This is a genomic window from Chryseobacterium sp. LJ668, from assembly GCF_019613955.1.
In the GTDB taxonomy this organism is placed as follows: Bacteria; Bacteroidota; Bacteroidia; order Flavobacteriales; family Weeksellaceae; genus Chryseobacterium.
In genome coordinates, this window is sequence record NZ_CP080443.1 from 2,155,001 (window position 1) to 2,178,047 (window position 23,047).

23 protein-coding genes and 1 other RNA gene (1 of these 24 only partly in view) are annotated in these 23,047 nt (G+C 35.6%); 15 read left to right on the forward strand and 9 right to left on the reverse strand.

Annotated features, from left to right (window positions below; genetic code table 11):
- Together K0U91_RS10090 and K0U91_RS10095 are read right to left on the reverse strand one after the other, a co-directional pair.
- Positions 1-606 carry the 5' portion of a beta-carotene 15,15'-monooxygenase gene (locus tag K0U91_RS10090; protein WP_220179543.1) on the reverse strand. It extends 69 nt beyond the left edge of the window, so only the first 606 of its 675 coding nucleotides appear in the window; the start codon lies at positions 604-606; its stop codon lies beyond the left edge, outside the window.
- Entirely contained in the window at positions 599-1,090 is a 492-nt protein-coding gene (locus K0U91_RS10095) for an RNA polymerase sigma factor (RefSeq protein WP_219971238.1), read from the reverse strand. Before K0U91_RS10095 ends, K0U91_RS10090 begins: the two co-directional genes overlap by 8 nt.
- Positions 1,091-1,266: 176 nt before the next feature.
- Here K0U91_RS10095 and rnpB point away from each other — a divergent pair.
- An RNA gene (gene rnpB / locus K0U91_RS10100) (RNase P RNA component class A) lies at positions 1,267-1,594 on the forward strand.
- A 30-nt stretch (positions 1,595-1,624) separates the two neighbouring features.
- Here the strand turns inward: rnpB and K0U91_RS10105 are convergent.
- Together K0U91_RS10105 and K0U91_RS10110 are read right to left on the reverse strand one after the other, a co-directional pair.
- On the reverse strand, positions 1,625-2,494 hold the full coding sequence (locus K0U91_RS10105) for a polyphosphate kinase 2 family protein (protein ID WP_220179544.1): 870 nt from the start codon (positions 2,492-2,494) through the stop codon (positions 1,625-1,627).
- A gap of 110 nt (positions 2,495-2,604) precedes the next feature.
- Complete coding sequence (locus K0U91_RS10110; protein ID WP_219971242.1) at positions 2,605-3,072, reverse strand: DUF1573 domain-containing protein; 468 nt, start codon at positions 3,070-3,072, stop codon at positions 2,605-2,607.
- A gap of 216 nt (positions 3,073-3,288) precedes the next feature.
- Here K0U91_RS10110 and K0U91_RS10115 point away from each other — a divergent pair, with 216 nt between their 5' ends.
- From K0U91_RS10115 to K0U91_RS10140, 6 genes are all read left to right on the forward strand, one after another.
- On the forward strand, positions 3,289-5,904 hold the full coding sequence (locus K0U91_RS10115; RefSeq protein ID WP_220179545.1) for a valine--tRNA ligase: 2,616 nt from the start codon (positions 3,289-3,291) through the stop codon (positions 5,902-5,904).
- 78 nt (positions 5,905-5,982) lie between these two features.
- Positions 5,983-6,624, forward strand: coding sequence for a DUF4241 domain-containing protein (locus K0U91_RS10120; protein WP_220179967.1), 642 nt, complete (start codon positions 5,983-5,985; stop codon positions 6,622-6,624).
- A gap of 39 nt (positions 6,625-6,663) precedes the next feature.
- Positions 6,664-7,554 carry a ribokinase gene (locus K0U91_RS10125; protein WP_219971248.1) on the forward strand — a complete coding sequence of 297 codons (891 nt, stop codon included), beginning with the start codon at positions 6,664-6,666 and terminating at the stop codon, positions 7,552-7,554.
- Positions 7,555-7,643: 89 nt separating this feature from the next.
- Positions 7,644-8,483, forward strand: coding sequence for an alpha/beta hydrolase family protein (locus K0U91_RS10130; RefSeq protein ID WP_219971249.1), 840 nt, complete (start codon positions 7,644-7,646; stop codon positions 8,481-8,483).
- Positions 8,484-8,585: 102 nt separating this feature from the next.
- Positions 8,586-9,230, forward strand: a complete 645-nt coding sequence (locus tag K0U91_RS10135; RefSeq protein ID WP_220179546.1) for an HD domain-containing protein — start codon at positions 8,586-8,588, stop codon at positions 9,228-9,230.
- 39 nt (positions 9,231-9,269) lie between these two features.
- Positions 9,270-9,860, forward strand: a complete 591-nt coding sequence (locus K0U91_RS10140) for a hypothetical protein (RefSeq protein WP_219971251.1) — start codon at positions 9,270-9,272, stop codon at positions 9,858-9,860.
- A gap of 85 nt (positions 9,861-9,945) precedes the next feature.
- On the opposite strand, the gene K0U91_RS10145 is transcribed toward K0U91_RS10140, so the two are convergent.
- From K0U91_RS10145 to K0U91_RS10160, 4 genes are all read right to left on the reverse strand, one after another.
- The gene (locus K0U91_RS10145; protein WP_220179547.1) at positions 9,946-10,434 is read right to left on the reverse strand and encodes a hypothetical protein; all 489 of its coding nucleotides are present in this window, start codon (positions 10,432-10,434) and stop codon (positions 9,946-9,948) included.
- A 13-nt stretch (positions 10,435-10,447) separates the two neighbouring features.
- Positions 10,448-11,338: a DUF72 domain-containing protein gene (locus tag K0U91_RS10150; protein WP_220179548.1), complete on the reverse strand. Its 891-nt coding sequence runs from the start codon at positions 11,336-11,338 to the stop codon at positions 10,448-10,450.
- A gap of 104 nt (positions 11,339-11,442) precedes the next feature.
- The gene (locus K0U91_RS10155) at positions 11,443-13,101 is read right to left on the reverse strand and encodes a ribonucleoside-diphosphate reductase subunit alpha (RefSeq protein WP_219971254.1); all 1,659 of its coding nucleotides are present in this window, start codon (positions 13,099-13,101) and stop codon (positions 11,443-11,445) included.
- A gap of 511 nt (positions 13,102-13,612) precedes the next feature.
- On the reverse strand, positions 13,613-14,587 hold the full coding sequence (locus tag K0U91_RS10160) for a ribonucleotide-diphosphate reductase subunit beta (protein WP_219971255.1): 975 nt from the start codon (positions 14,585-14,587) through the stop codon (positions 13,613-13,615).
- Between the two features lie 428 nt (positions 14,588-15,015).
- Between K0U91_RS10160 and K0U91_RS10165 the strand changes: the two genes are divergently transcribed.
- The 4 genes from K0U91_RS10165 (at position 15,016) to K0U91_RS10180 (ending at position 19,709) form a co-directional block, all read left to right on the forward strand.
- Complete coding sequence (locus K0U91_RS10165; protein ID WP_220179549.1) at positions 15,016-15,705, forward strand: ABC transporter ATP-binding protein; 690 nt, start codon at positions 15,016-15,018, stop codon at positions 15,703-15,705.
- A gap of 143 nt (positions 15,706-15,848) precedes the next feature.
- Positions 15,849-17,078, forward strand: a complete 1,230-nt coding sequence (locus K0U91_RS10170; RefSeq protein ID WP_219971257.1) for an ABC transporter permease — start codon at positions 15,849-15,851, stop codon at positions 17,076-17,078.
- 84 nt (positions 17,079-17,162) lie between these two features.
- Positions 17,163-18,434, forward strand: coding sequence for an ABC transporter permease (locus K0U91_RS10175; protein WP_219971258.1), 1,272 nt, complete (start codon positions 17,163-17,165; stop codon positions 18,432-18,434).
- Positions 18,435-18,512: 78 nt separating this feature from the next.
- The gene (locus tag K0U91_RS10180) at positions 18,513-19,709 is read left to right on the forward strand and encodes an efflux RND transporter periplasmic adaptor subunit (protein ID WP_220179550.1); all 1,197 of its coding nucleotides are present in this window, start codon (positions 18,513-18,515) and stop codon (positions 19,707-19,709) included.
- Positions 19,710-19,778: 69 nt separating this feature from the next.
- Here K0U91_RS10180 and K0U91_RS10185 read toward each other — a convergent pair whose 3' ends face one another.
- Positions 19,779-20,072 (reverse strand): hypothetical protein, encoded by a 294-nt coding sequence (locus tag K0U91_RS10185; RefSeq protein WP_219971260.1) that lies wholly within the window; start codon positions 20,070-20,072, stop codon positions 19,779-19,781.
- 143 nt (positions 20,073-20,215) lie between these two features.
- On the opposite strand from K0U91_RS10185, the gene K0U91_RS10190 reads away from it, so the two are divergent.
- The 4 genes from K0U91_RS10190 to glyA all read left to right on the forward strand — a co-directional run bounded on the left by K0U91_RS10190 (position 20,216) and on the right by glyA (position 23,011).
- The gene (locus K0U91_RS10190; protein WP_220179551.1) at positions 20,216-20,545 is read left to right on the forward strand and encodes an ArsR/SmtB family transcription factor; all 330 of its coding nucleotides are present in this window, start codon (positions 20,216-20,218) and stop codon (positions 20,543-20,545) included.
- Between the two features lie 72 nt (positions 20,546-20,617).
- A complete protein-coding gene (locus K0U91_RS10195) occupies positions 20,618-21,091 on the forward strand; it encodes a DUF6428 family protein (RefSeq protein ID WP_220179552.1) in 474 nt (157 codons plus the stop codon).
- Positions 21,092-21,217: 126 nt separating this feature from the next.
- The gene (locus tag K0U91_RS10200; RefSeq protein ID WP_220179553.1) at positions 21,218-21,634 is read left to right on the forward strand and encodes an arsenate reductase ArsC; all 417 of its coding nucleotides are present in this window, start codon (positions 21,218-21,220) and stop codon (positions 21,632-21,634) included.
- A 111-nt stretch (positions 21,635-21,745) separates the two neighbouring features.
- A complete protein-coding gene (glyA, locus tag K0U91_RS10205; RefSeq protein ID WP_220179554.1) occupies positions 21,746-23,011 on the forward strand; it encodes a serine hydroxymethyltransferase in 1,266 nt (421 codons plus the stop codon).
- The last annotated feature ends 36 nt before the right edge of the window (positions 23,012-23,047 follow it).

Sequence of the window (23,047 nt, forward strand, 5' to 3'; positions counted from 1 at the left end):
GTACACTAATCTGTAGTAGATCCAAATCAGAAAAATACACAATAATGTACTGATTAAAATACCTATAATAAAACCTGTTTTGGCAGAAGCTGTGATTTGAATGTTCTGGTCGTTTAATACATAAAACACAAATACTGTAAAGGTTGCTGTAAAAAGTACAAACAAAACAATATTGGTAACGATAAAAGCATTGACGGTCTTTTTGAAATTGATAATCCTGGTAATAAATATCTTTAGATCTTCTTCTACTTTTATTTTTCGATAATTCTGGTAAAATTGAATAACAAAATATCCTGTAACCAATAAACTTACTATTTTTATAATGAGATAGATGCTGTCAAGATTGGTTTCCAGTTCATGGTTCTTTTCAACTCCCAACTTTTGTAATGAGGTCAGGAAAGTATTAGATTCTTTATTCTGTAAAATATAAAACAATCCGAATATAGTAAAAAAAGAAAATTCTGCGACACTGATCCAAAATATATATTTCATATAGTTTCGCGATTTCCTGTTGAGCATATTCAGGATTTCGTTATTATCATATTTCTGTTGAACAGGTTGTTCCTGCCAAGCTTTTTTAAAGCTGTCTAAATCAAATTCAGGCATATTTTTGCATCTGTTCTTTTAAGGTTTTCTTTAATCTATTCATTTTCACGCGTGCATTTACTTCTGTAATCCCAAGGTTAGCTGCAATATCTTTATAAGGAAGATCGTCGAGGTACATCATTACAATTGCTCTTTCGACATTAGGTAAAGTCTTAATAACAGTGTAAAGCAAAGATATTTGCTGTTGTTTGTCATCCTCCTCTTCAATAAAATCTTTGTGATTGATATCCAGTTCGTTGGTAGGTAAGCTTTTGCTTTTTTTTCTGAAAAGGGTAATTGCTGTGTTAAGAGCCACCCGGTACATCCAAGTAGATATTTTTGAATTTCCCTTAAATGAATCGTAGCTTCTCCACAACTGCAATACAATTTCCTGGAAGAGATCTTCTTCATCTTCAAGAGAATTAGTATACAGCCGCGACACTTTTATAATCAAACCTTGATTATTTTTTATTAGCTGGGCAAATTCTTTCTCTTTAGAAATCAAAATTTTGTATAATTGGCACGAAGATATGATATAATTTGAAAATTTGAAAATTTAATAATTTGAAAATGAATGATTAAATTTTTCCAGCATGCAAGCGTTCTTATTATCACGCTAATCAATAATTTTCAAATGAACTCATTACTACATTTTCAAATTATCATGTATCTTTGCAGCCACGAGAAAATCGGCTTGTTGATTCTTACTTCGGTAAGGGTAGGAAAGTCCGGACACCACAGAGCAGCAAAGCGGATAACATCCGTCATCCGTGAGGATAGGACAAGTGCAACAGAAAGCAGGTACAGTTCGGCTGTAGTGAAACCAGGTAAACTCTTTGCGGTGCAATGATAAGTATATCGGTTCTTTTCAGCAATGAAAATAGGGGCGGCTCGTCCTGAAAGCCGAGGGGTAATCAGCTCAAGTTTTGCAGCAATGTAAAGCGTAGATAAATAACAGGCATCCCGATTTTTCGGGATACAAAATCCGGCTTATAGATTTTCTCGTTTTTTTATTTTTATATTGAAACTTCGTATCGTTTTATTCACTTTTCAACTGGCTTTTAGCATCTTCGAGAACAGCTTTATCTTCTTTTGAAAGTTTCGGAAATTCTAAGTTCATTTTCTCTACCGTATCAATGATAATCTGAATAGCAGCTAATCTTGCGAACCACTTGTTATCTGCCGGAATAACGTACCATGGTGCTTCATCTTTTGATGTTTCATTAATCGCAGTCTCATAGCAATTCATATATTCATCAAACAATGCTCTTTCCGGCAGATCAGCTGCAGAGAATTTCCAGTTTTTTTCCTTTTCTTCGATACGGTCTAGCAATCTTTTCTTTTGTTCTTCTTTTGAAACATGAAGAAATATTTTCACAACCGTTGTTCCGTTCTGGGTAAGATGCTTTTCGAAATTTCTAATGCTTTCATAACGGTTTTTCCAAAATGTATCATCAAAATCTTTCACAGATTTCCATGTTTTTTCATTTAAATTGTACTCCGGATGTACCTTACATACCAAAACACTTTCATAATGAGATCGGTTGAAAATCCCGATTGTACCTTTCTGAGGAAGGGCCAGGTAATGTCTCCACAAGAAATCGTGGGCATAATCCTGAGAACTTGGTGTTTTAAAGCTTGTAACACTACAACCTTGAGGATTTACACCTCCAAATACATGTTCTATTAAGCTGTCTTTTCCGGCAGCATCCATCGCCTGAAGCACGACCAGGAGAGATTGGCTGCCATCCGCATATAGTTTTTCCTGTAATTCACGAAGTTTTTCTTTCTCCAAGGCAAGCATTTGTATACCTTCTTCTTTGGTGAGCTTTCCTGTGTATTCTGTAGCAGCTTTTTTAATTGAAAATTTATTTGTTATTCTGAAATTATCAGAGAAATCATTATTCATATATTTAAATAATTAAAGAAGTTAATTTGGTTATTATAGAACAGTTTAATAAATGTAATAAAAAAAACCGTCCTTTCGAGACGGTTGAGTATTATTATTTTAAAATAATATTATTTTCTTGCAGCTACTTTTTTAGCAGTCTTAGCCGCTTTTTTTTCAGCTTTTACAGCAGCTTTCTGTTCAGCAGGTGTCAAAACTTTAGGCTCAGGAGCATTTGCGTTTACATCACCTTTGATATAAATAACACTTCTGCTGTTTACCGGGTCATTAGAAAATACCTCGATCATTTTGTTGAATGCTCCAGGAGTAGCTGTGTTATATCCAACTTTGATTTTGGCAGATTTTCCCGGTAAAATAGGATCTTGGCTAAATTCTGGAGTCGTACATCCGCAAGATGGCTTTACATTAGAAATAATCAAAGGCTTATCACCAGTGTTTGTTACATTAAAGAATCTAGTACCATCAGCATTTGGCTTGATAGCACCATAATCGAAAGTAGTTTTGTCAAAAGTAATAGTCTGTGCAGATGCTAATGCAAATGTTCCGAATAACGCAATTCCTGCAAATAATGTTTTCATAAGTAGATATTTATTAAATTTTGAGGTCGTATGTTACCGCCTATCTTACTTGGTCTTTTGTTTCACAAGTCGGTCTTGGCGATTTCATATTCTTGAATGTTAATATGTTTGTTAGATAAATTTTGAGAAACAAAGTTAAAAATTATTTTAATTATTACTTAAAATTTTTTTACTTTAAACTATTTTTGCAAATTATAAGCCAAAGAATTAGAATTTATGCAGATTTCAGAGAAATATAATCCACAAGAAACAGAACAGAAATGGTATAATTACTGGCTGGAAAATAAATTTTTCCACTCAGAACCCAACGAAAAGCCTCCCTATACCGTTGTAATTCCGCCGCCAAATGTCACAGGGATTCTTCACATGGGCCATATGTTGAATAATACGATTCAGGATGTTTTGGTACGCCGTGCAAGAATGCAGGGCTTCAATGCTTGTTGGGTTCCGGGAACAGACCACGCTTCTATTGCTACTGAAGCGAAAGTTGTTGCTAAATTAAAATCTGAAGGAATTAATAAATCTGATATCACGCGTGAAGAATTTTTGAAACACGCATGGGACTGGACGGATAAATACGGGGGAACCATTCTTGAACAGTTAAAAAAACTAGGTTGTTCTTGCGATTGGGACAGAACCCGTTTTACTTTAGAAGATAAAATGTCTCAGCAGGTCATCAAAAGTTTTGTCGATCTTTATAATAAGGGCCTTATTTATAGAGGATACAGAATGGTAAACTGGGATCCGGAGGCTAAAACCAATATTTCTGATGAAGAAGTAATTTTCAAAGAACAAAATGGAAAATTATACTTTCTTAAATATAAAATTGAGGGGACAGAAGAATTTCTTTCTGTCGCTACAACACGTCCTGAAACTATTTTTGGTGACACTGCCGTTTGTATCAATCCGAATGACGAAAGATATGCTAATCTAAAAGGTAAAAATGTTATTGTACCAATTGTAAACCGAGTTATTCCGATTATTGAAGATGAATATGTTGATATTGAATTCGGAACGGGAGCATTGAAAATCACTCCGGCTCATGATATTAATGATTACGAAATCGGGCAAAAACATCAGTTACCAATGATTGATGCGTTAGATGATGACGGAAATCTGAACGATCATGGTTTACACTATGCCGGAAAAAACAGATTTGATGTAAGAAAACAAATCGCTAAAGAATTGGAAGAAAAAGATCTGTTGTTGAAAGCAGAAGATTACGTCAATAAAGTAGGAACTTCTGAAAGAACGGGTGCAGTTATCGAGCCTAAAGTTTCTGTTCAGTGGTTTTTAAAGATGTCTGAAATCGCGAAACCTGCATTGGATGTTGTGATGAATGACGAAGTAAAATTCTATCCAGAAAAATTTAAAAATACCTACAAACATTGGATGGACAACATCCGTGATTGGAATATTTCTCGTCAGCTATGGTGGGGACAGCAAATTCCTGCTTTTTATTATGGAGATGGAGAAAATGATTTTGTTGTTGCAGAAAAAATTGAAGAAGCTTTAATTTTAGCTCAAGAAAAAACAAATAACTCACAACTAACTACCAACGACCTAAAACAAGACGAAGATGCTCTTGATACTTGGTTCTCATCTTGGTTGTGGCCGATGTCGGTTTTTGATGGCCTGCTTGATCCGGATAATAAAGACATCAATTATTATTACCCTACAGTAGATTTGGTTACAGGTCCGGATATCATCTTTTTCTGGGTTGCCAGGATGATCATGGCCGGATTAGAATTTAAAGGTGAAGTACCTTTCAAAAACGTTTATTTTACAGGAATTGTAAGAGATAAGCAGAGAAGAAAAATGTCTAAGCAATTAGGCAACTCGCCGGATCCTTTAGATTTAATTTCTCAATACGGTGCAGATGGTGTGCGTGTAGGGAGTTTACTAAGTGCACCTGCCGGAAATGATTTGTTGTTTGACGAGGATTTGATGGTTCAGGGAAGAAATTTCATGACCAAAATCTGGAATGCCTTCCGTCTGACTCAAAATTGGAACAAAGAAGACAAGCCACTTATTCAATCAGATAATGAAGCTATAGAATGGTTTGAAAATCAATTAAATAAATCCATTGCTGAAATTAATGACCAATTTGATAAATTCAGGATTTCTGATGCATTGCATTTGATTCAAAAATTAGTGAAGGATGATTTCTGCGGATGGTATCTCGAGGCAATTAAACCAAATTACGGAGAAGGAATTTCTAAAGCAGTTTATGATCAGACGATTGTTTTCTTCGAAGAATTAATGAAGCTTCTACATCCATTTATGCCATTCTTGTCAGAAGAATTGTGGCAGTTGATCTCAGAAAGAAAACCTGAAGAAGCTTTGGTGATTGCTCAGCAGAAGAAAGCGGAAGAATTTAACCAAAGTATTATAGAAAAATTTGAAACTGCGGAAGAAATCATATCAGGAGTAAGAAATTACCGCCAGACAAAAGGAATTTCACCAAGAGAAGAGGTTGAAGTTTACACCAATGCATCAGTATTTGAAAATGAAGCGGTGGTTAAAAAGTTAGCCAGTATTTCTGAAATTCATTATGGTGAAAAAACAGACAGGCCAAGCTTTACTTTTCTTGTGGGATCTACGGAAGTTTCAATTCCTCTAAGCGAAAAATTAGATTTAGAAGAAGAAAAAAAGAAAACAGAAGAAGAAGTAAAATACCTGAAAGGATTTTTGATCTCTGTTGACAAAAAACTTTCTAATGAGAAGTTCGTTGCCAACGCAAAACCTGAAGTGGTAGAAGTTGAGCGCAAGAAACAAAAAGATGCGCAGGATAAGATTGCGATTTTAGAAGAGAAATTAAAGACATTGTAGATGCAGGAAGCTGGATGTAGAACGTATGTAAGTCTGCATCACGCATCCAGCGTCTATCATCAAACACCCATCAAAATAATGACACACCTAGAAAATATAAAAAAACTATTCTCAAAAAACTTTGTAGAAAGTCCGCTGCTTGAAAGTTTTGATGTGGGAAAAATATATCTGCCAACCGGAAAACTCGTTGCGTGCGACCCATTGATTACAAATGATATGCAGCCCTTTTCAGTTGTTTTACCTAAAGGTGATTTTTCTGTGCTGCTTCACAAAGAAAGAGAAAGCAACTGTGTTGCGTATGCCGAAATTGTTTTTACTGATGCTGAAATTACATCTTGGAAATTAGCTACAACTGAAAGTCAGAACATTAAAGATTTAGCAGACGGTGAAATTTTCGGGTATCCCGTAGAAAGCGGAATGGGCTGTTTTATGGATGTTGAAACACAGACAAGCCTTAATGATTTAGAACAGAAACTTTTTCAAAGAAAAGGAGATGATTTTATGGGAATTTACGAAGAATTTTTCCATGAGCATTTTTTTGACGAAAATGGTGCGATTGATCAATATGCTTTTTTAAAACCTTCAGAAGAATCTGCAGGAACAATTTTTGGCTTTGAAACAGGTTATGGTGAAGGTTTCTATGCGAGTTACATCGGTTATAATAAAGCAAATGCACCGGTAAAAATTATTACTGAATTTATTGAGATTTTAGTGAGCTAAAAAGAGTATCTTCACATATAGTTTTTTAATTTTATCACGATGAATTTTTCTTCAACACAGCCGAAAATAATAGTTGTAGGGAGTTGCTCACTAGACTTGGTTTTATACACCGACAGGGTGCCTTGTTCTAACGGGACTATTTTGGCGACCCACTCTGAAAGTTATTTTGGAGGAAAAGGCGCTAATCAGGCCGTTGGAACAGCAAGATTGGGAGCCAGCGTTTATTTTATAGGATGCGTTGGTATGGATCCTCTTGGCCAGCAGATTATGAGAAATCTGGTCAACGAGAATGTAAATGTAGGATTCGTATCCGAAACTGAAAAAGATGCCACAGGTACTGCCTATGTTACAAGTTCGTCCGGCAATGCCTCAATTGTAGTGGTTCCTGCCGCAAACAATTATCTTACCCCTCAAAATGTGGAAGAAGCAGACAAATACTTTCACTCTGCAAATCTTGTCCTTATACAGCTTGAAATTCCAGCGGATGTTGTTGAATCTACGGTGAAAAAAGCAAAGGAAAATGGTAAAATTGTTGGAATATATGCCTCGCCTGGTAGACCGCTGAGTAATGAAATAATTGACGGCGCAGATTTTATTATTGTTAAAAGCACAGAGTTGGCCGTCGTTTTTGGTGAAGATCAGAAGGAGATTGTTTTAGAAAAATATTTCAATAAAGTATTCATAAGAGATGAAACCAATTCTACCATTTATTATGACGGAACTGAAATGAAATACTTCAGGAATGAAAGTGAAAATATGGTTTACAGAATGGGGATGGGCGATGCTTTTACCTCAGGTTTTGCCATCGCATTATGCCATGGGAATGCCATCGAAGACTGTGTGAGATTCGGTAACGAGGTCTCTTCAAGAGTATCTTTGGGTAAAGGTGCACAAACCGGCCTTCCTATGCTTTCAGATTTCTTGACGTAAATTATTTGCTGCATATAGAAAATGTAAAAATCGAGACTGATTGATCATAAAAATATCCACTTTTGAAGGTGGATATTTATTTTAATTCCATGGAAAAACTGCTTCTTCAAACTTTTGACGAAAATCAGATCGTTGCTCATCTTTTTAAACCGGAAAAAAGCAATCATAAACTTCTTTTGATCAATTCTGCAACAGGTGTAAAGCAGCAGATTTATTTCTCATTTGCGCAGTTTCTAGCTTCAAAAGGTTTTACCGTTCTCACATATGATTACAGAGGAATCGGGCTTTCAAAACCTCAGAAAATGAGGAACTATAAAGCGTCTATGAGAATCTGGGGAACCAGAGATTATAAAGCTCTCACACTATATATTATTCAGAATTTTCCTGCTCATCAGAAATTCTGTCTCGGGCATTCGGTTGGAGCATTAATTTTGGGAATGAATAAAGACTCGTTCATTTTTAATGAATTTTTATTCGTTGGAACTCAAAATGCATTCATTGGAAACCTAAAATGGCGCACAAAAATAGAAGCTCTTTTAGGTTTCGGAATTGTTCAGCCATTATTCACCGAGCTGTTTGGTTATTTTCCGGCAAATTGGTTTAGTTTGGGAGAAAGTCTTCCAAAAAATTGTGCTTATGACTGGAGAACCTTAATTTTGAATCGAAAATCTACCAATAAATTATTGTTAAAAACAGATGATTTTTCTAAAGATCTGAATCAGAAAGTTTTTGTAATTCAGGCCGAAGACGATGTTTGGCTAACTGAAAAAGGAATAAAATCATTGTTAAATGAAACTTATCCGAATTTAAAACCCACTTACAGATTGATCAAAACTTCAGAATCTGCAAAAGGAGAAATAGGACATGTCAACTTTTTCAGAAGCTATAATAAAAATCTTTGGGAAATTATTGTAAACGAAATTGAATAACAAAGCAAAGCAAAAATTCCACTTTTTGGAGGGGTGGATCAATTTTCGAAGAAAATTGAGACTGGGTGGTTAAATAAGCAATATTAAAATCGAAAATCAACAATGAATAAAATTATACAAAATGCAGTGCAATTCGTTAAAGAAAAACTGGATGGCGCAGAAGCCGGTCACGACTGGTTTCACATCGAAAGGGTATGGAAGCTATCAAAAAAAATCGCTAAAACTGAAAACTGCAATATTGAAATTGTAGAACTTTCTGCATTACTTCATGATATTGCGGATCCTAAATTCCATAATGGTGATGAAACACTAGCTTTAAAAATTTCAAGAGCATTTTTAGAAAGTCAAAATATAGATGAAAAAATTATTCAGCAGGTTTTATTTGTTATTCAGAATATTTCATTTAAAAACAGGGGAGAGGCACCTGAAACTTTGCCTATAGAATTGAAAATTGTACAGGATGCCGATAGAATTGATGCCATTGGCGCTATCGGAATTGCAAGGACGTTCAATTTCGGAGGATATAAAAATAATCTGATGTATCATCCTGATCTTAAACCTCAGCTGAATATGTCAAAAGATGAATATAAAAAATCAAACGGAACGACCATCAATCATTTTTATGAAAAGCTCTTGTTGCTGAAAGATCTGATGAATACCGAAGAGGGAAAAAAAATAGCCGAAGAAAGACATGATTTTATGCTGAATTTCCTCAACCAGTTTTATAAAGAATGGAATGTAGATTAACATTCCCTCAAAAACATCTCTAATTATTATCTTTGCGGTATGGGATTTATCATTTCTATTATTTTTTTTTCACTGATTGTTTCGCTTTTTCTTTATAAAGTGAAATCCGGGAAGCTTGCAAAATGGGCAAAAATATTCAGGATTTTCACTTTGGTGTTTTCTATTTCGCTGTTTACGTTTTGGTTTATCAAAAAGAGTTCGGTTGGGATTGTGAAAGATTCTGTTTCACTGCAGGTTATTAATAAGCTTCCGCAGCCACTAGACTTCTATTTGATTAATGTCAATAATCTGGATAAGAGCGGAACTTTCGAAACCAAACACATCGGAAAAGTGCGTCCCGAATATTACCGAATAGAACATCTTAAACTCACAAAATCAAATCAATACTGGATTGTAGGTTATTTGGGAAAAAAAAATATGGTGTACTTTTCTCAACATGCCGTTCCTAATAAAAATATGGATCAGATCATTGAGGCTCAAAACTATATTATTCAAAGTGAAAAGCTTTCTGAGCAGGCTAAGAAGCATGTTGAAACGTACAATTTCGAAAATATTCAGACCGGTATTTGGGTTTCGCTATGCTTTCTTCTTATATTTTTGAATGTTTCATTAATGGTGAGAAAGAAATGATTTTGATTACTTATTGATAATTGATAGGTGCATCGGATTTTTATCGTTCTTATTATCATAAATAATGATTTCGTTTTCTTCTCTATCAATAAATTGCAAATTTGGGATCGAACGAGTTTCTTGTTGTTTTGGTGAAGTAAACGGTATCTTTAATTATTTTATATTCACCTTTTGATTTCTCAAATCCAAAACAGACACTTTCGAAAGTAAATTTTCCGCAGTCCTTCAATTTTAATCTTGAAGTACAGTTTGCGACTCCTTCTGCGTGTGCAATTATTCTGTCTTCCCCTTCAAGTTGATCAAAATTTATGAGTCCATTGGGTTTGATGATAATTAATATTAGGCAAAGAGACATATAAAGTAAGAGTATGTTTCTTGGTTTGTCGACAAATTTGTCTCTAAAAGAAATGTAAACCTGCCTGATAAATTCGATCGATAAAATAAAATAAATAATAAAAAGAATAAAAAAAGCAGGAAACGCCAATATACCCAAATCCCCTTCCCAGTAGAAAGAAGTATTAATTAAAAGTAATAATAAAAACGTAAGCGTTAACTGAAGTGAATATTTTTTCAAAATTAGATTTTGTTTAAAACAAACTCGGCATATTTTCCTGTCCCATTTTAGGCACAGTGAGATCAGTTTTCCATTCTTTATTCATTTCTTCAATCAAATGAGCTGAAAGCAAAGGCGATGCTTTTTCAAGATTTTGATGAACAAAAAAGTACAGATTTTGCAGACCTTCTTTCTTCCATTTCGTCAAATGTTTTAACCAATCTTCTAATCTGTCATAATCACTTTCATGATTAGCTCCTACATATCTAATGAAAGCAGTTGGAGTTGTGAGTCGCATGTGAAGCATATCGCGTCTTCCTGCTGTATCTACGATTATATTCGTGATATGATTGTCTTCAAAAAGCTGACAAGTTTTATCAAAAATATCTTCATCAGTAAACCATTCTGTATTTCTGAGTTCGATGGCTAAAGGAACTTCTTTGGGCCATTTATTGACAAATTGTTCTAATCTTTCGTAATCTTTAGGTTTAAAATTATCGTGAAGTTGCAAAAAAACCATTCCTAATTTTTCATCAAAATTCAAAACTGCTGTTGCAAATTGAGTCACGACATCGTCTATATTTAAAAGTCTTCTGAAATGCGAAACTGTATTGGTGATTTTCGGGAAAAACTTAAAATCTGAGGGAGTTTTTTCTTTCCATGTCAAAACCTGTTCGGAAGTCGGCATTCCGTAAAACGTTGCATTCAGCTCGATTGAATTGAATTGTGTCGCATAATACGTCAATTCGTCTTTTGTTCCTTTTGGATAAAATCCTTTTAAATCGGTCTTATTCCACTTTGCACAGCCGATGGATATATTCTCAAGCCCTTTTTTATTTTGCTTTAGAATTTCTTTGGTTCTGGAGTGGTCCTTTGGTAATGTGAAATCTATTGTTGAAGGATCTTCTACTTTTCCGAATTGCATATGATTTCAGGTTTAAGAAATTAAATTATAAGCTTTGGTTTTAACAAATATAAAATAAAAACCACAGAAAAAATTCTGTGGTTTCAAATAATTTTTAATAATTCTTAAGCCTCACAAGCCGAACAGCTTACAAAATTCACCATCATTTCCTTAGAAACAGACGAACTTCTTTGGTAGTATAAAGTTTTTACGCCTTTCTTCCAAGCTTCAATGTAAAGGTAATTTACATCTTTCACAGGCATTGTAGAAGGAATCTGTAAGTTCAGAGACTGCGCCTGATCAATATATTGCTGTCTTTGTGCAGCCTGAGAAATAATCTCCATAGGAGAAATTTCCTTGAAGGTTTTGAATACTGCTTTTTCTTCATCAGTCAGTTCATTTAGGTGCTGAACAGAACCGTGATTCAACATTATTGTTCTCCATGTTTCTTCATTATCAAGACCTTTATCTTCCAATAATTTAGCGAGATATTTATTCTTACGCATGAAGTTTCCTTTTGCCAAGCCAGCTTTGTAATAATTTGAAGCAAAAGGCTCAATTCCAGGAGAAGTCTGTCCCAAAATCGCAGAACTTGAAGTGGTAGGAGCAATCGCCATTACGGTTGTATTTCTCATTCCGTAACCTTTTAATAATTCAGGCTCGCCGTAGATGTTGGCTAATTCTTTTGACGCGATATCAGCTTGAGTTCTGATGTGTTTGAAAGCTCTTGCATTAAACTGCGTCGCTTCAAAACTCTCAAAAGGAATCATGTTCTTCTGAAGGTAAGAATGGTAGCCTAAAACGCCTAAACCAAGTGCCCTGTGACGCATTGCGAAGTCTCTTGCTCCCTGAAGGTAATAATTTCCTTCAGTTTTTTCAATAAATTCAGATAAAACAGCGTCAAGGAAATAAATCGCCAATTGCACAGCGTTAGTATCTTTCCACTCGTCATATAATTCTAAGTTCATAGAAGAAAGACAGCAGATGAAAGATTCCTGTCTTGTAGACGGAAGCATGATTTCCGAGCAAAGATTACTCGCATTGATCGTTAATCCAAGATCTTTATAAACTTGAGGTTTGTTTCTGTTTACGTTATCCGTAAAGAAAATATACGGAAGACCTTTTTGCTGACGGCTTTCCAAAACTCTTGCCCAGATTCTTCTTTTGTCTGCATCACCGTCGATCATATCCTGCATCCAGTAGTCAGGAACGCAAATTCCGGTAAACAGATTCTGGATCGGACTTCCGATATCTTTAATCGATAAAAATTCTTCAATATCGCCATGGTCAATATCCAAGTATGCTGCAAAAGCACCTCTTCTTACACCGCCCTGTGAAACGACATCCATAGAAGTATCGAATAATTTCATAAACGAAACAGCTCCTGAAGATTTTCCGTTGTCGGTTACGGCAGTTCCTCTGTTACGAAGTTCACCGAAATAGCCCGAAGTTCCGCCACCGATTTTCGTCTGCATGATCACTTCACCCATTTTGTGGGTAATTCCTTCAATGCTGTCCGGAATATGAACGTTGAAACAAGAGATTGGAAGACCCCTCTGTGTTCCCATATTCGCCCAGACCGGAGAAGAAAAGCTGATCCATCCTTTCATGATCATCTCCTTGAAAGCAGGCTGAAGTTCAGGTTTGTATAATTTTTTTGCTGCTGCAGTCGTGATTCTGTCGATTGCACCGTCTACGGTTTCTCCTTTCAAAAGGTAACCTCTATTCAGCATTTGCTCAGATTCTTCGTTGAGCCACCAGATATCGCTTTTTTGTTCTTCCATTTTTTATATTGTAAACTGTACCAAGTACATTGTTATGTTATTAATTTTTTAGGAGCAGAAAGTTTTGTATTTCTTCTCACTTGTGTGCCTGCTTTCCGCTATATCTTTTTTGTGATTGCGAACAATATTATTTCATCAATTTTACTTTTCTGTCATCGCAATCACAAAAAAGGATGCCGCTGCAATCAGGGCTAAGATGACGGTAGTTTTCTTCACAACTGGTTGTCTTAATTATCTTAATGTTTCTCAATTCAATCTTAATGTTTCAAATCTTAACCATTAAGGTTGATTTAAGTGTTAAAAATTAAGTTTTGAGAGTGGCGATTCGGAATGATATCTCTACTACTAACTGTTTTGCCGCTCGCTTCGCTCGCGCCCCGACGTGAGTGGAGCTCTTTTTATTATTGTGATTCATCAATAGTTCTACAGATTGCTTTACTTTGTTCGCAATGACAAAAAAGCGGGAACGGGAGGCGGAAAAGGCGCCCAAATAATATTTTTCAGTTAAAGTTTAGAAAAGATCATTCGCCGTAATACTCTTATCGTGCTTCGTATAATCCACCGGTCTTTTTGCAAAGAAATCATCCATAGAATTGGCGAAAACTTCTTCTTCAAACCATTTCATCGGGCTGTATTGCTCGGCAGTGGTATTGTATCGTTTTTCCATGTTGATTTTGATTAAACTTTCGTCAACACGGTATTTCATAAAGTTGATGAGGTCTTCTTTAGAGAACTTATCCAGTTCGCCCATTTCAAAGATCCAATCCAGAATTTCACCTTCCAGTTCGATAGATTGGTCGACTAAAGTGTAAATATCTTCAATATCAGAATCAGTCAAAAGATCCGGCTGCTCTTCACGGATTTTATTGATCAGATAAATTCCGCCATTGGCGTGAATCTGCTCATCAATAGACGTCCATGCAATAATATTAGAAACATTTTTCAGGAAACCTTTGAATCTAGTGAACGATAATATAATGGCAAACTGTGAAAACAAAGACACATTTTCGATCAGAATACTGAATAACAGCAGAGAGGAAACATACTCTTTCGGTGTTGCAGAATTGGCGTGTTTCAATACATTTGATAAAAACTGAATTCTTTTTTTCAGGGCAGGAACTTCCACTACATGCAGGAATTCTTCATTGTATCCCAAAACTTCAAGCAAACGCGAATATGCCTCCGAATGACGGAATTCACATTCGGCAAAGGTTGCACCCAATCCGTTAAGCTCAGGCTTTGGTAAATGGTTGTAGAGATTTCCCCAAAAAGACTTTACAGAAACTTCGATCTGGGCAATCGCCAAAAGTGCATTTTTTACCGCATTTTTTTCGTGCGGTTCCAACTGTGACTGAAAATCCTGAACATCTGCGGTAAAATCAACTTCTGAGTGTACCCAGAATGATTTATTGATGGCTTCTGTAAACTGAAGAACTTCAGGATACTCAAATGGTTTGTAGCTTACTCTTTTATCAAAAATTCCCATGTTTAGTTGTAATGTCTTAAAAAAATTAAAAAATAGATCACTGTAAATGTTCTTGAAGCTTTGTAACTTTCTGATTCGTCGTAAGTTGTTTGAAAAACTGATCAACGGAAATTGTTATTCTTCTCTTCTGTCGTACAAGCACAAAGTTAGACAACGCAGACCTATTTTAAAAGGGGTAATGGTTAAATGATTGACTTTTAGCCTTAAAAGTTTTCCACATTTACATGAAACTCGCTCTGATAATGCTTTACAGATAGTAAAATGATAAAAATAACAGCTCAGTAAGGATTATAGTTAAACACTTTTTTTTAATTATTTGATTTTTAATTATTTAAACATTAAACAGTTGATTTTTTAAAGATTTTTTTAATCCTGTAACAAAACGGAGAGATCTGCTACTTATTGAGAACAAAAACAGCAACCACTTAATGTTAGTAATTCAGGATCTACATAAATCATACGACACAGGTAAAAGTAAACTGCACGTTCTTAAGGGTATTAATCTCAATATTTCCGAGGGTGAATTTGTCTCTATTATGGGAAGTTCAGGCTCCGGAAAATCTACCTTGCTGAATATAATCGGGATATTGGATGAAAAAGACAGTGGTGTTTATGATCTCGACGGAATTCCTATTGAACATCTTAATGAGGTAAAAGCCGCAGAATACCGTTCAAAATTCCTGGGATTCGTCTTCCAATCGTTTAATCTGATAGGATACAAAACAGCTTTGGATAATGTTGCGCTTCCTTTATATTATCAAAACATTCCGAGAAAAGAGCGTAATCAAAAAGCAATGGAGTATTTGGAGAAAGTAGGTTTGGCACAATGGGCAACCCATCTTCCGAATGAGCTTTCAGGTGGACAAAAACAAAGAGTTGCTATTGCGAGAGCCCTCATTACCAATCCTAAAGTTGTTTTAGCAGATGAGCCTACCGGTGCACTGGATTCTAAAACCACTCACGATATTATGAAACTGCTTCAGGATATCAACAACGAAGGAAAAACCATTATCGTTGTAACCCACGAGCCGGACGTTGCAGCGCAAACTAAAAGAAATGTAATTCTCCGCGATGGAATTATTGAGAGCGATGAGTTTATCAACCAGATTGTCTTATAGCTGTAAGATAGATGCTAGAAGCTGGAAGTTTTAAGAGTGCTTAATAAAGTTTTGCTTTTATTAAGATATATTTAATTAAAAAAAATCAGCGGTAAGATTGGAAACTTCCATCATCCAGCTTCCCGCTTCAAACCAAAAAAACTATGTTTGACCTCGATCGTTGGCAGGAAATATTCAGCTCTATTCGCAGTAATGTATTGCGGACGGTACTTTCGGGCTTTACGGTAGCTTTGGGTCTGTTTATTTTTATTGTTCTTTTCGGAATCGGGACCGGATTGAAAAATGCTTTTACCCAGGGTTTTGCAAGAGACGCCCAAAATCTTATTTCGGTTTTCACTGGAAATACAACAGTAGCTTATAAAGGTTTGCAGTCAAACAGAACTGTTACGATGAATAATGACGATTATGACTTCCTGATTGACAGCGATAAAGAAAAAGTAGGTTATTCTACACCGAGATACACTGCCAATTTAATGGTGAAATACGGTAAAGAAAGCGGGAATTACCAGATCAACGGTGCTGATCCCGAAGAAAAATTTATCGAAAACAGAAAAATGCTCGAAGGACGTTACCTCACACCCGGAGATTTGCAGAGAAAGCAAAATGTTGCGGTTGTAGGAAGAATGGTGCAGCGAGATTTAATAAAAAATGGAAGTCCCGTCGGAAAAGATCTGGATATCAACGGAACGATGTTTAAAGTTGTCGGAGTTTTTTCAGATGACGGTGGCGATTGGGACGAAAGACATATCACGGTTCCGATTACAACTCTGCAGCAAATGAAAAAGGGTTCTGATACGGTGAGTGGTATTTACATTGCTTATAACGAAAATATGACGCCCGAACAAGCCATCAAATATGGAGATGAGCTGAAAAGCAGATTAAAATCCAGAAAAAATGTATCTCCAGATGATGAAAATGCGGTCCGTGTCTGGAATAACGCTCAAAATATGAATGAAACATTTATGTTTATGGCCGTTTTGACAGGAATTGTAACTTTTATCGGTTTAGGAACTTTACTCGCAGGAATTATTGGTATCAGCAATATTATGGTGTATATCGTAAAAGAGCGAACCAAAGAGATCGGTGTACGAAAAGCGATTGGTGCAAAACCCCGAAGCATTGTCGCACTGATTGTTCAGGAAAGTGTGGTAATTACCGTAGTTTCGGGATTTGTGGGTGTCGGTCTGGGAGTTTTAACACTTCATTTAATAGGAGACAGTCTTGAAGATTATTTTATTATGAGCCCGAGCGTAGGATGGGGAACTGTTTTTGCGGCATTCGTGGCGCTCGTTTTTTCCGGGCTGATTGCCGGATTTGTTCCTGCCTACAGAGCCTCAAGAATAAAACCGATCGAAGCTTTAAGAACAGAATAATTTAATTTAAAAATTTGTTAATAAGATCATTTGAAAATGAAATTCAACTTACACCCCTTAATTAATATCTTATAATTCATAAAAGTGAACATTATATTTAAAAAAGATACCTGGCAGGAAATTTATTATTCATTACGGAATAATAAGCTCCGCACATTTCTTACCATGATCGGTGTTGGCTGGGGTATGTTTCTGTATGTCGTTTTGCTGGGTTCTGCAAAAGGAATGGAAAACGGCTTTGATAAATTATTTTCAGGTTTTGCAACCAATTCGATTTTCCTTTGGGCACAAAATACCTCAATTCCTTATGAAGGTTTTCCCAAAGGAAGAGATGTCAATCTAAAACTCTCTGATGTAGACCTTTTAAAAAGAAAAATATCAGACATCGATTATATCTCACCGCAAAATTCACGAGGAAGCTTTACGGGAACGCCCGGAGAATCAATGTCAAGAAATGGAAAAAATGCTATCTATTCTTTAACGGGAGATTATCCGATAGGAAATAAAATTTCAGAAAAAAAACTGATCTTCGGACGATATATCAATGATGCAGATGTTTCCGGCAATAAAAATGTGGTGGTGATTGGTGAAGAGGTGTACAACAACTTTTTCAATTCAAAAAAGAAAGAAAATCCACTAGGAAAATCTATTAATGTGAAAGGGCTTTTCTTTAATGTAATAGGAGTTTTCAGGGTAAGAAAAGGCGGCGGTTTTGAAAATGACCGTACTGTTTTTATCCCGCTTTCTACTTACACAAAAATGTACAATGCAGGCGACCAGATCGATATGTTTGCTATCGTAAGCAAGCCTAATGTTGACGTAAATAGTGTTGAAAAAAGAGTAAAAACCGAGTTAAAAGCAAAAAACCAGGTCTCTCCTGAAGACACTAATGCTTTCGGAAGTTTTAATTTAGGAAAAGAGTTTAAAAAGCTCACAGGATTTTTGACCGGAATGCAGCTTCTTACGATTATTGTTGGTACTTTGACGATTTTGGCAGGAGTCATTGCGATTTCAAATATTCTACTGATTACCGTAAAAGAAAGAACCAAAGAAATAGGTATTCGCAGGGCTTTAGGTGCAAAACCTTCTGAAGTTAGAAATCAGATTTTGCTTGAAAGTGTGGTCATCACTCTCAGCTCGGGATTGCTCGGCTTTATTCTCGGTATTTTGGTGCTAATGATATTCAATATGCTGACTCAAAATCAGGATGAGTTCCCTTTCTATAATCCGACCGTCAACTACGGAAATGTTTTTGCCGCCATGTCGGTGATGGTGATTTTAGGTTTAATTATCGGGATGATTCCTGCGCAAAGAGCGGTGAAAATACGACCGATTGAAGCATTAAGAAGTGAATAACATTTGGAATACAGATTTAGAGATTAGTTTTTAATCTTAAACTAAATTAAATATTAAATAAAAAAAATAAACTATTATATGAAAAAGAAGTTCACCTGGAAAAAAGCCATTTATATCGTATTGGGACTCTTATTTGCGCTTGCATTATTTTCGGGAATCAGTTATTTGGTTACATCAAATTCTAAAGAAAGTGAAGCTTTTCTTACCAGAAAACCAACCGTTCAGAATATGGACGATAAAGTGATGGCTACGGGGAAAATTATTCCTAAAGAGGAAATTGAAATAAAACCAAATATCGCAGGAATTATCGATAAAATTTTAGTTGATGAAGGAGACAGGGTAGAAGCCGGACAGCTGATTGCGACAGTGAAAATTATTCCCAATATCGCTGAAGTAAACAATGCTCAGCAGGAAGTTCTTAATTCCCAGCTTCAGATCAGCAATGCCAGAATGAATGTTGATAACATGCAAAAGCAATTTGCGATGCAGCAGAAATTATATACTCAAGGTGTAATTTCAAAGCAGGAATATCTGAATTCTCAACAACAGTTATTTTCTACACAGCAAGGCCTGAAAAATGCCAATCAGCAGCTTCAGACCGCTCAGAAGAGATTACAGATTGTTAAAACCGGTGCTACTCCGGAACTACAGGGCTTGGCAACAACTCAGATTCGATCAAAAGCTGCAGGAACAGTACTTGAGGTTCCCGTGAAAGTAGGAAGTCAGGTAATTGAAGCCAATTCTTTTAATGCCGGAACGACCATCTGTTCTATTGCCAATTTAAATTCCTTAATTTTTCAAGGTGAAATTGATGAAGCGCAGGCTGGAAAGTTAAAACAAGGAATGGATATGAATATCGTAATTGGTGCTTTGCAAAATAAAACTTTCCCGGGAAGACTTACGATGATTGCACCAAAAGGGAAAGATACCAACGGAACCATTAAATTTCCTGTAGAAGCAGATGTCAATAATCCGAATAATGAATATATAAGAGCAGGATTTTCGGCAAACGGTGAAATTGTTTTAAGTTCACAGAAAAATGCCCTTCTGATCGACGAATCTTTGGTACAGTACGAAAAAAGCAACGGGAAAGACAAATCTTTTGTTGAAGTGAAGCAACCTGACGGAAAATTTAAAAAAGTATTTGTAAAACTAGGTGCAAGTGATGGAATAAAGGTGCAGATATTGTCCGGGATAAACAAAAATGCTGAGATCAAAGTCTGGAATCCATCAGACAAAGACAAAGAAGAGCTGAAAGAAAAATCTAAAAAATAATTTTCTTTTCACATAAAACAAAAAAGTCCCGAATTGCCGGGACTTTTTATATTTAAAACGAAGCTTTAATTAACTCAAAAACTTAATTTCCTTATCTTTAAATTTATTTTTTACTACCAGCTTGTTCATGGTTGACAGCATTTCCCTACGAAGTCTGGCCAGTCTTCTAACATTTTTATCTTCACTGTAATCAAAAATATTATCTTTGAAACTGAAGGTATCACCATCTTTAAAATCAATATTGTTTCTCTGTAATTCTCCCTGCAGCATAAGATTGGTCATGCTTGTAAGGATTAAATATTCAGATTCACCAAGAGATTTCAAAGATTTGAGCAGTTGTTTCTTGTATTTTTTCTTTCCCATAATTTCAAACGATTTTTTTTCTTTTAAAAGATAATGCAAATATATCTTTTTCACTAAAATTTCACCAATCTAAAGTTATAATCTTAAATTAAAATTTCTTTATTAGAATTTATTATCGTAATATTGCGATGTTAAAATACAATATGGGACTTACAAAAACCGAAATTTTTACCGACAAGCAAAACAGATTGGCAATAGTTTTCAAAGTTTTGGGACATCCTGCAAGAATCGCAATTCTGCAGCATATCATTAATCAAAAAGCATGCATCTGTAATGATCTTGTGGAAGAACTGGGTTTGGCACAGGCAACAATTTCCCAGCATTTAAAAGAACTGAAAAATATTGGAATCATCAAAGGTTCAATCGAAGGAAAATCAGTTTGCTACTGTATTGATGATAAAGTTTGGGGTACAATTCAGGATGAATTGATTTTGTTTTTTACTCATAATGCACCATCAAACTCCTGTTGCTAGAAGTTTTTTTTAATCACATCATCGTTATATAGCAATATTACAATTAATTAAAGACAATAAAATTCATACAATATGAAATTATCAGCCATCAAAGACATTCTGCCGACATTAGAAAATGTAGAATTTCAATTAGAAAATGGAATAATGGTTCCGGAGCATTTTCACGTGACAGAAGTAGGACAGATCACAAAAAACTTCATCGATTGTGGCGGTGTGATTCGCTTAGAAAAAGTGGTCAGCTTCCAATTATGGAATGCAGACGATTTTCAGCATCGTCTTAAACCGCAGAAGTTATTAAACATTATCCAACTTTCAGAAGAAAAATTAGAGATCGAAGATTCTGAAATTGAAGTAGAATATCAAAGCAGTACAATCGGAAAATACGATTTAGAGTTTAACGGAAAAAACTTTGTTTTAATTAACAAAACTACGGCTTGTCTGGCTCAAGATGCCTGCGGAATTCCACAGGAGAAACAAAAATTAAATCTCAGCAATATCAGGAGTCAGAATGCTGAATGTACCCCAAATTCAGGATGTTGCTCATGAAATCAGAAAAATTTCTTAAATATAAAAAACAGATCATCATCATATCTTCGGTAATTGTTCTTCAGCTTATTTTTGGTTTTGATCCTAAATTCTGCATCATTAATGTCATTTGGTTATTTGTTTAAGATGAAAAAGAAAATATTGGTACTTTGTACAGGAAACAGCTGTCGTAGCCAGATTGCTCATGGTTTTCTTAAAACTTTCGCAGAAAGCAAAGCAGAAGTCTACAGTGCCGGAATCGAGACTCACGGGGTCAATCCCAAAGCAATTGCAACAATGAAGGAAGCGGGAATTGATATTTCTGATCATACTTCAAATGCGATTGATGAATATAAAAATATAGATTTCGATTTTGTAATCACAGTATGTGATAATGCTAAAGAAAGCTGTCCGTATTTTCCTACCACTGCAAAAATGTTTCATTATAATTTTTCTGATCCTGCTAAAGCTTCAGGAACAACAGATGAAATAAAGGAACAATTCAGCATAGTAAGGGAAGAAATCAAAAAGTATTGTAAAGAATTTATTGATCAGAATTTATGATCAAAAGATTTAAACTAAAATACTTTCGAAATAAAAATCCTCAGAATGAATACGGTAATCTGTATGAAATTCCGTATTTTTGGGATTCAAAATTTAAAAATTTAAAAATAAATGGACATTATTTTTGACCTTATCGAAAAAGAGAGAGAAAGACAATCCCACGGATTAGAGCTTATTGCTTCAGAAAACTTTGTTTCTGAAAATGTAATGAAAGCGATGGGAAGTGTGCTGACCAACAAATATGCAGAAGGGTATCCGGGAAAGAGATATTATGGAGGTTGTGAAGTTGTAGATGAGGTTGAAACGTTGGCGATTGACAGAGCAAAGCAGCTTTTCGGAGTTGATTATGTAAATGTTCAGCCGCATTCCGGTTCTCAGGCAAATGCTGCAATTTATCTAGCAGTTTTGAAGCCGGGAGATAAAATCATGGGGATGGATCTTTCTATGGGAGGCCACCTTACCCACGGTTCTGCGGTGAATTTTTCAGGAATTCAGTACGATGTAGTTTCTTATGGCGTTCAGCAGGAAACAGGTCTGATCGATTATGACCAAATGAGGGAAGTGGCATTACGAGAAAAACCAAAAATGTTAATTGCAGGTTTCTCAGCGTATTCAAGAGATTTGGATTATGCAAAATTCAGAGAGGTTGCAGACGAAATAGGAGCAACACTTTGGGCAGATATTGCACACCCTGCAGGATTGGTTGCAAAAGGTTTATTACATAATCCATTCGAGCATTGCCATGTTGTAACAACAACTACTCATAAGACGCTAAGAGGTCCAAGAGGCGGAATGATCATGATGGGTAAAGATTTTGAAAACACATACGGTCACAAAACTCCGAAAGGAGAAATCAAACAGATGAGCCAGGTTCTAGACAGTGCTGTTTTCCCGGGAATCCAGGGTGGCCCTTTGGAGCATGTGATTGCTGGTAAAGCGGTTGCATTTGCTGAAGCGATTGATGACCAGTTCCTGACATATGCAAAACAGGTACAGGCCAATGCTCAAGCGTTATCAAAAGCAATGGTAGGGCTAGGTTTTGATATTGTAAGTGGCGGAACAGATAATCATCTGATGTTGGTAGACCTTAGAAATAAAGGCGTAAACGGAAAAGAAACCGAGAAAGCTTTGGTAAAAGCAGATATCACTTGCAATAAAAATATGGTTCCGTTTGATGATAAGTCTCCGTTCACCACTTCCGGGATCAGACTGGGAACTGCGGCGATTACAACAAGAGGTCTGAAAGAAAACGATATGAATACGATTGCGGAATTAATTTCCGAAGTGGTAGACAATATTAAAAACGAAGAAACAATCTCTGAAGTCAGAAAAAAGGTAAACGAATTAATGGAAGGAAAAGCCTTGTTCAATTATTAATATTTACCATACATATTAAAAGGCGCAAATTTTTTG

Bases quoted from the DNA above. Each gene is read 5' to 3' on its own strand.
- K0U91_RS10105 (WP_220179544.1), bottom strand. From the start codon at position 2,494: ATGAATAATGATTTCTCTGATAATTTCAGAATAACAAATAAATTTTCA.
- K0U91_RS10110 (WP_219971242.1), bottom strand. From the start codon at position 3,072: ATGAAAACATTATTTGCAGGAATTGCGTTATTCGGAACATTTGCATTA.
- K0U91_RS10115 (WP_220179545.1), top strand. From the start codon at position 3,289: ATGCAGATTTCAGAGAAATATAATCCACAAGAAACAGAACAGAAATGG.
- K0U91_RS10120 (WP_220179967.1), top strand. From the start codon at position 5,983: ATGACACACCTAGAAAATATAAAAAAACTATTCTCAAAAAACTTTGTA.
- K0U91_RS10125 (WP_219971248.1), top strand. From the start codon at position 6,664: ATGAATTTTTCTTCAACACAGCCGAAAATAATAGTTGTAGGGAGTTGC.
- K0U91_RS10130 (WP_219971249.1), top strand. From the start codon at position 7,644: ATGGAAAAACTGCTTCTTCAAACTTTTGACGAAAATCAGATCGTTGCT.
- K0U91_RS10135 (WP_220179546.1), top strand. From the start codon at position 8,586: ATGAATAAAATTATACAAAATGCAGTGCAATTCGTTAAAGAAAAACTG.
- K0U91_RS10140 (WP_219971251.1), top strand. From the start codon at position 9,270: ATGGGATTTATCATTTCTATTATTTTTTTTTCACTGATTGTTTCGCTT.
- K0U91_RS10150 (WP_220179548.1), bottom strand. From the start codon at position 11,338: ATGCAATTCGGAAAAGTAGAAGATCCTTCAACAATAGATTTCACATTA.
- K0U91_RS10155 (WP_219971254.1), bottom strand. From the start codon at position 13,101: ATGGAAGAACAAAAAAGCGATATCTGGTGGCTCAACGAAGAATCTGAG.
- K0U91_RS10160 (WP_219971255.1), bottom strand. From the start codon at position 14,587: ATGGGAATTTTTGATAAAAGAGTAAGCTACAAACCATTTGAGTATCCT.
- K0U91_RS10165 (WP_220179549.1), top strand. From the start codon at position 15,016: ATGTTAGTAATTCAGGATCTACATAAATCATACGACACAGGTAAAAGT.
- K0U91_RS10170 (WP_219971257.1), top strand. From the start codon at position 15,849: ATGTTTGACCTCGATCGTTGGCAGGAAATATTCAGCTCTATTCGCAGT.
- K0U91_RS10180 (WP_220179550.1), top strand. From the start codon at position 18,513: ATGAAAAAGAAGTTCACCTGGAAAAAAGCCATTTATATCGTATTGGGA.
- K0U91_RS10185 (WP_219971260.1), bottom strand. From the start codon at position 20,072: ATGGGAAAGAAAAAATACAAGAAACAACTGCTCAAATCTTTGAAATCT.
- K0U91_RS10190 (WP_220179551.1), top strand. From the start codon at position 20,216: ATGGGACTTACAAAAACCGAAATTTTTACCGACAAGCAAAACAGATTG.
- K0U91_RS10195 (WP_220179552.1), top strand. From the start codon at position 20,618: ATGAAATTATCAGCCATCAAAGACATTCTGCCGACATTAGAAAATGTA.
- K0U91_RS10200 (WP_220179553.1), top strand. From the start codon at position 21,218: ATGAAAAAGAAAATATTGGTACTTTGTACAGGAAACAGCTGTCGTAGC.
- glyA (WP_220179554.1), top strand. From the start codon at position 21,746: ATGGACATTATTTTTGACCTTATCGAAAAAGAGAGAGAAAGACAATCC.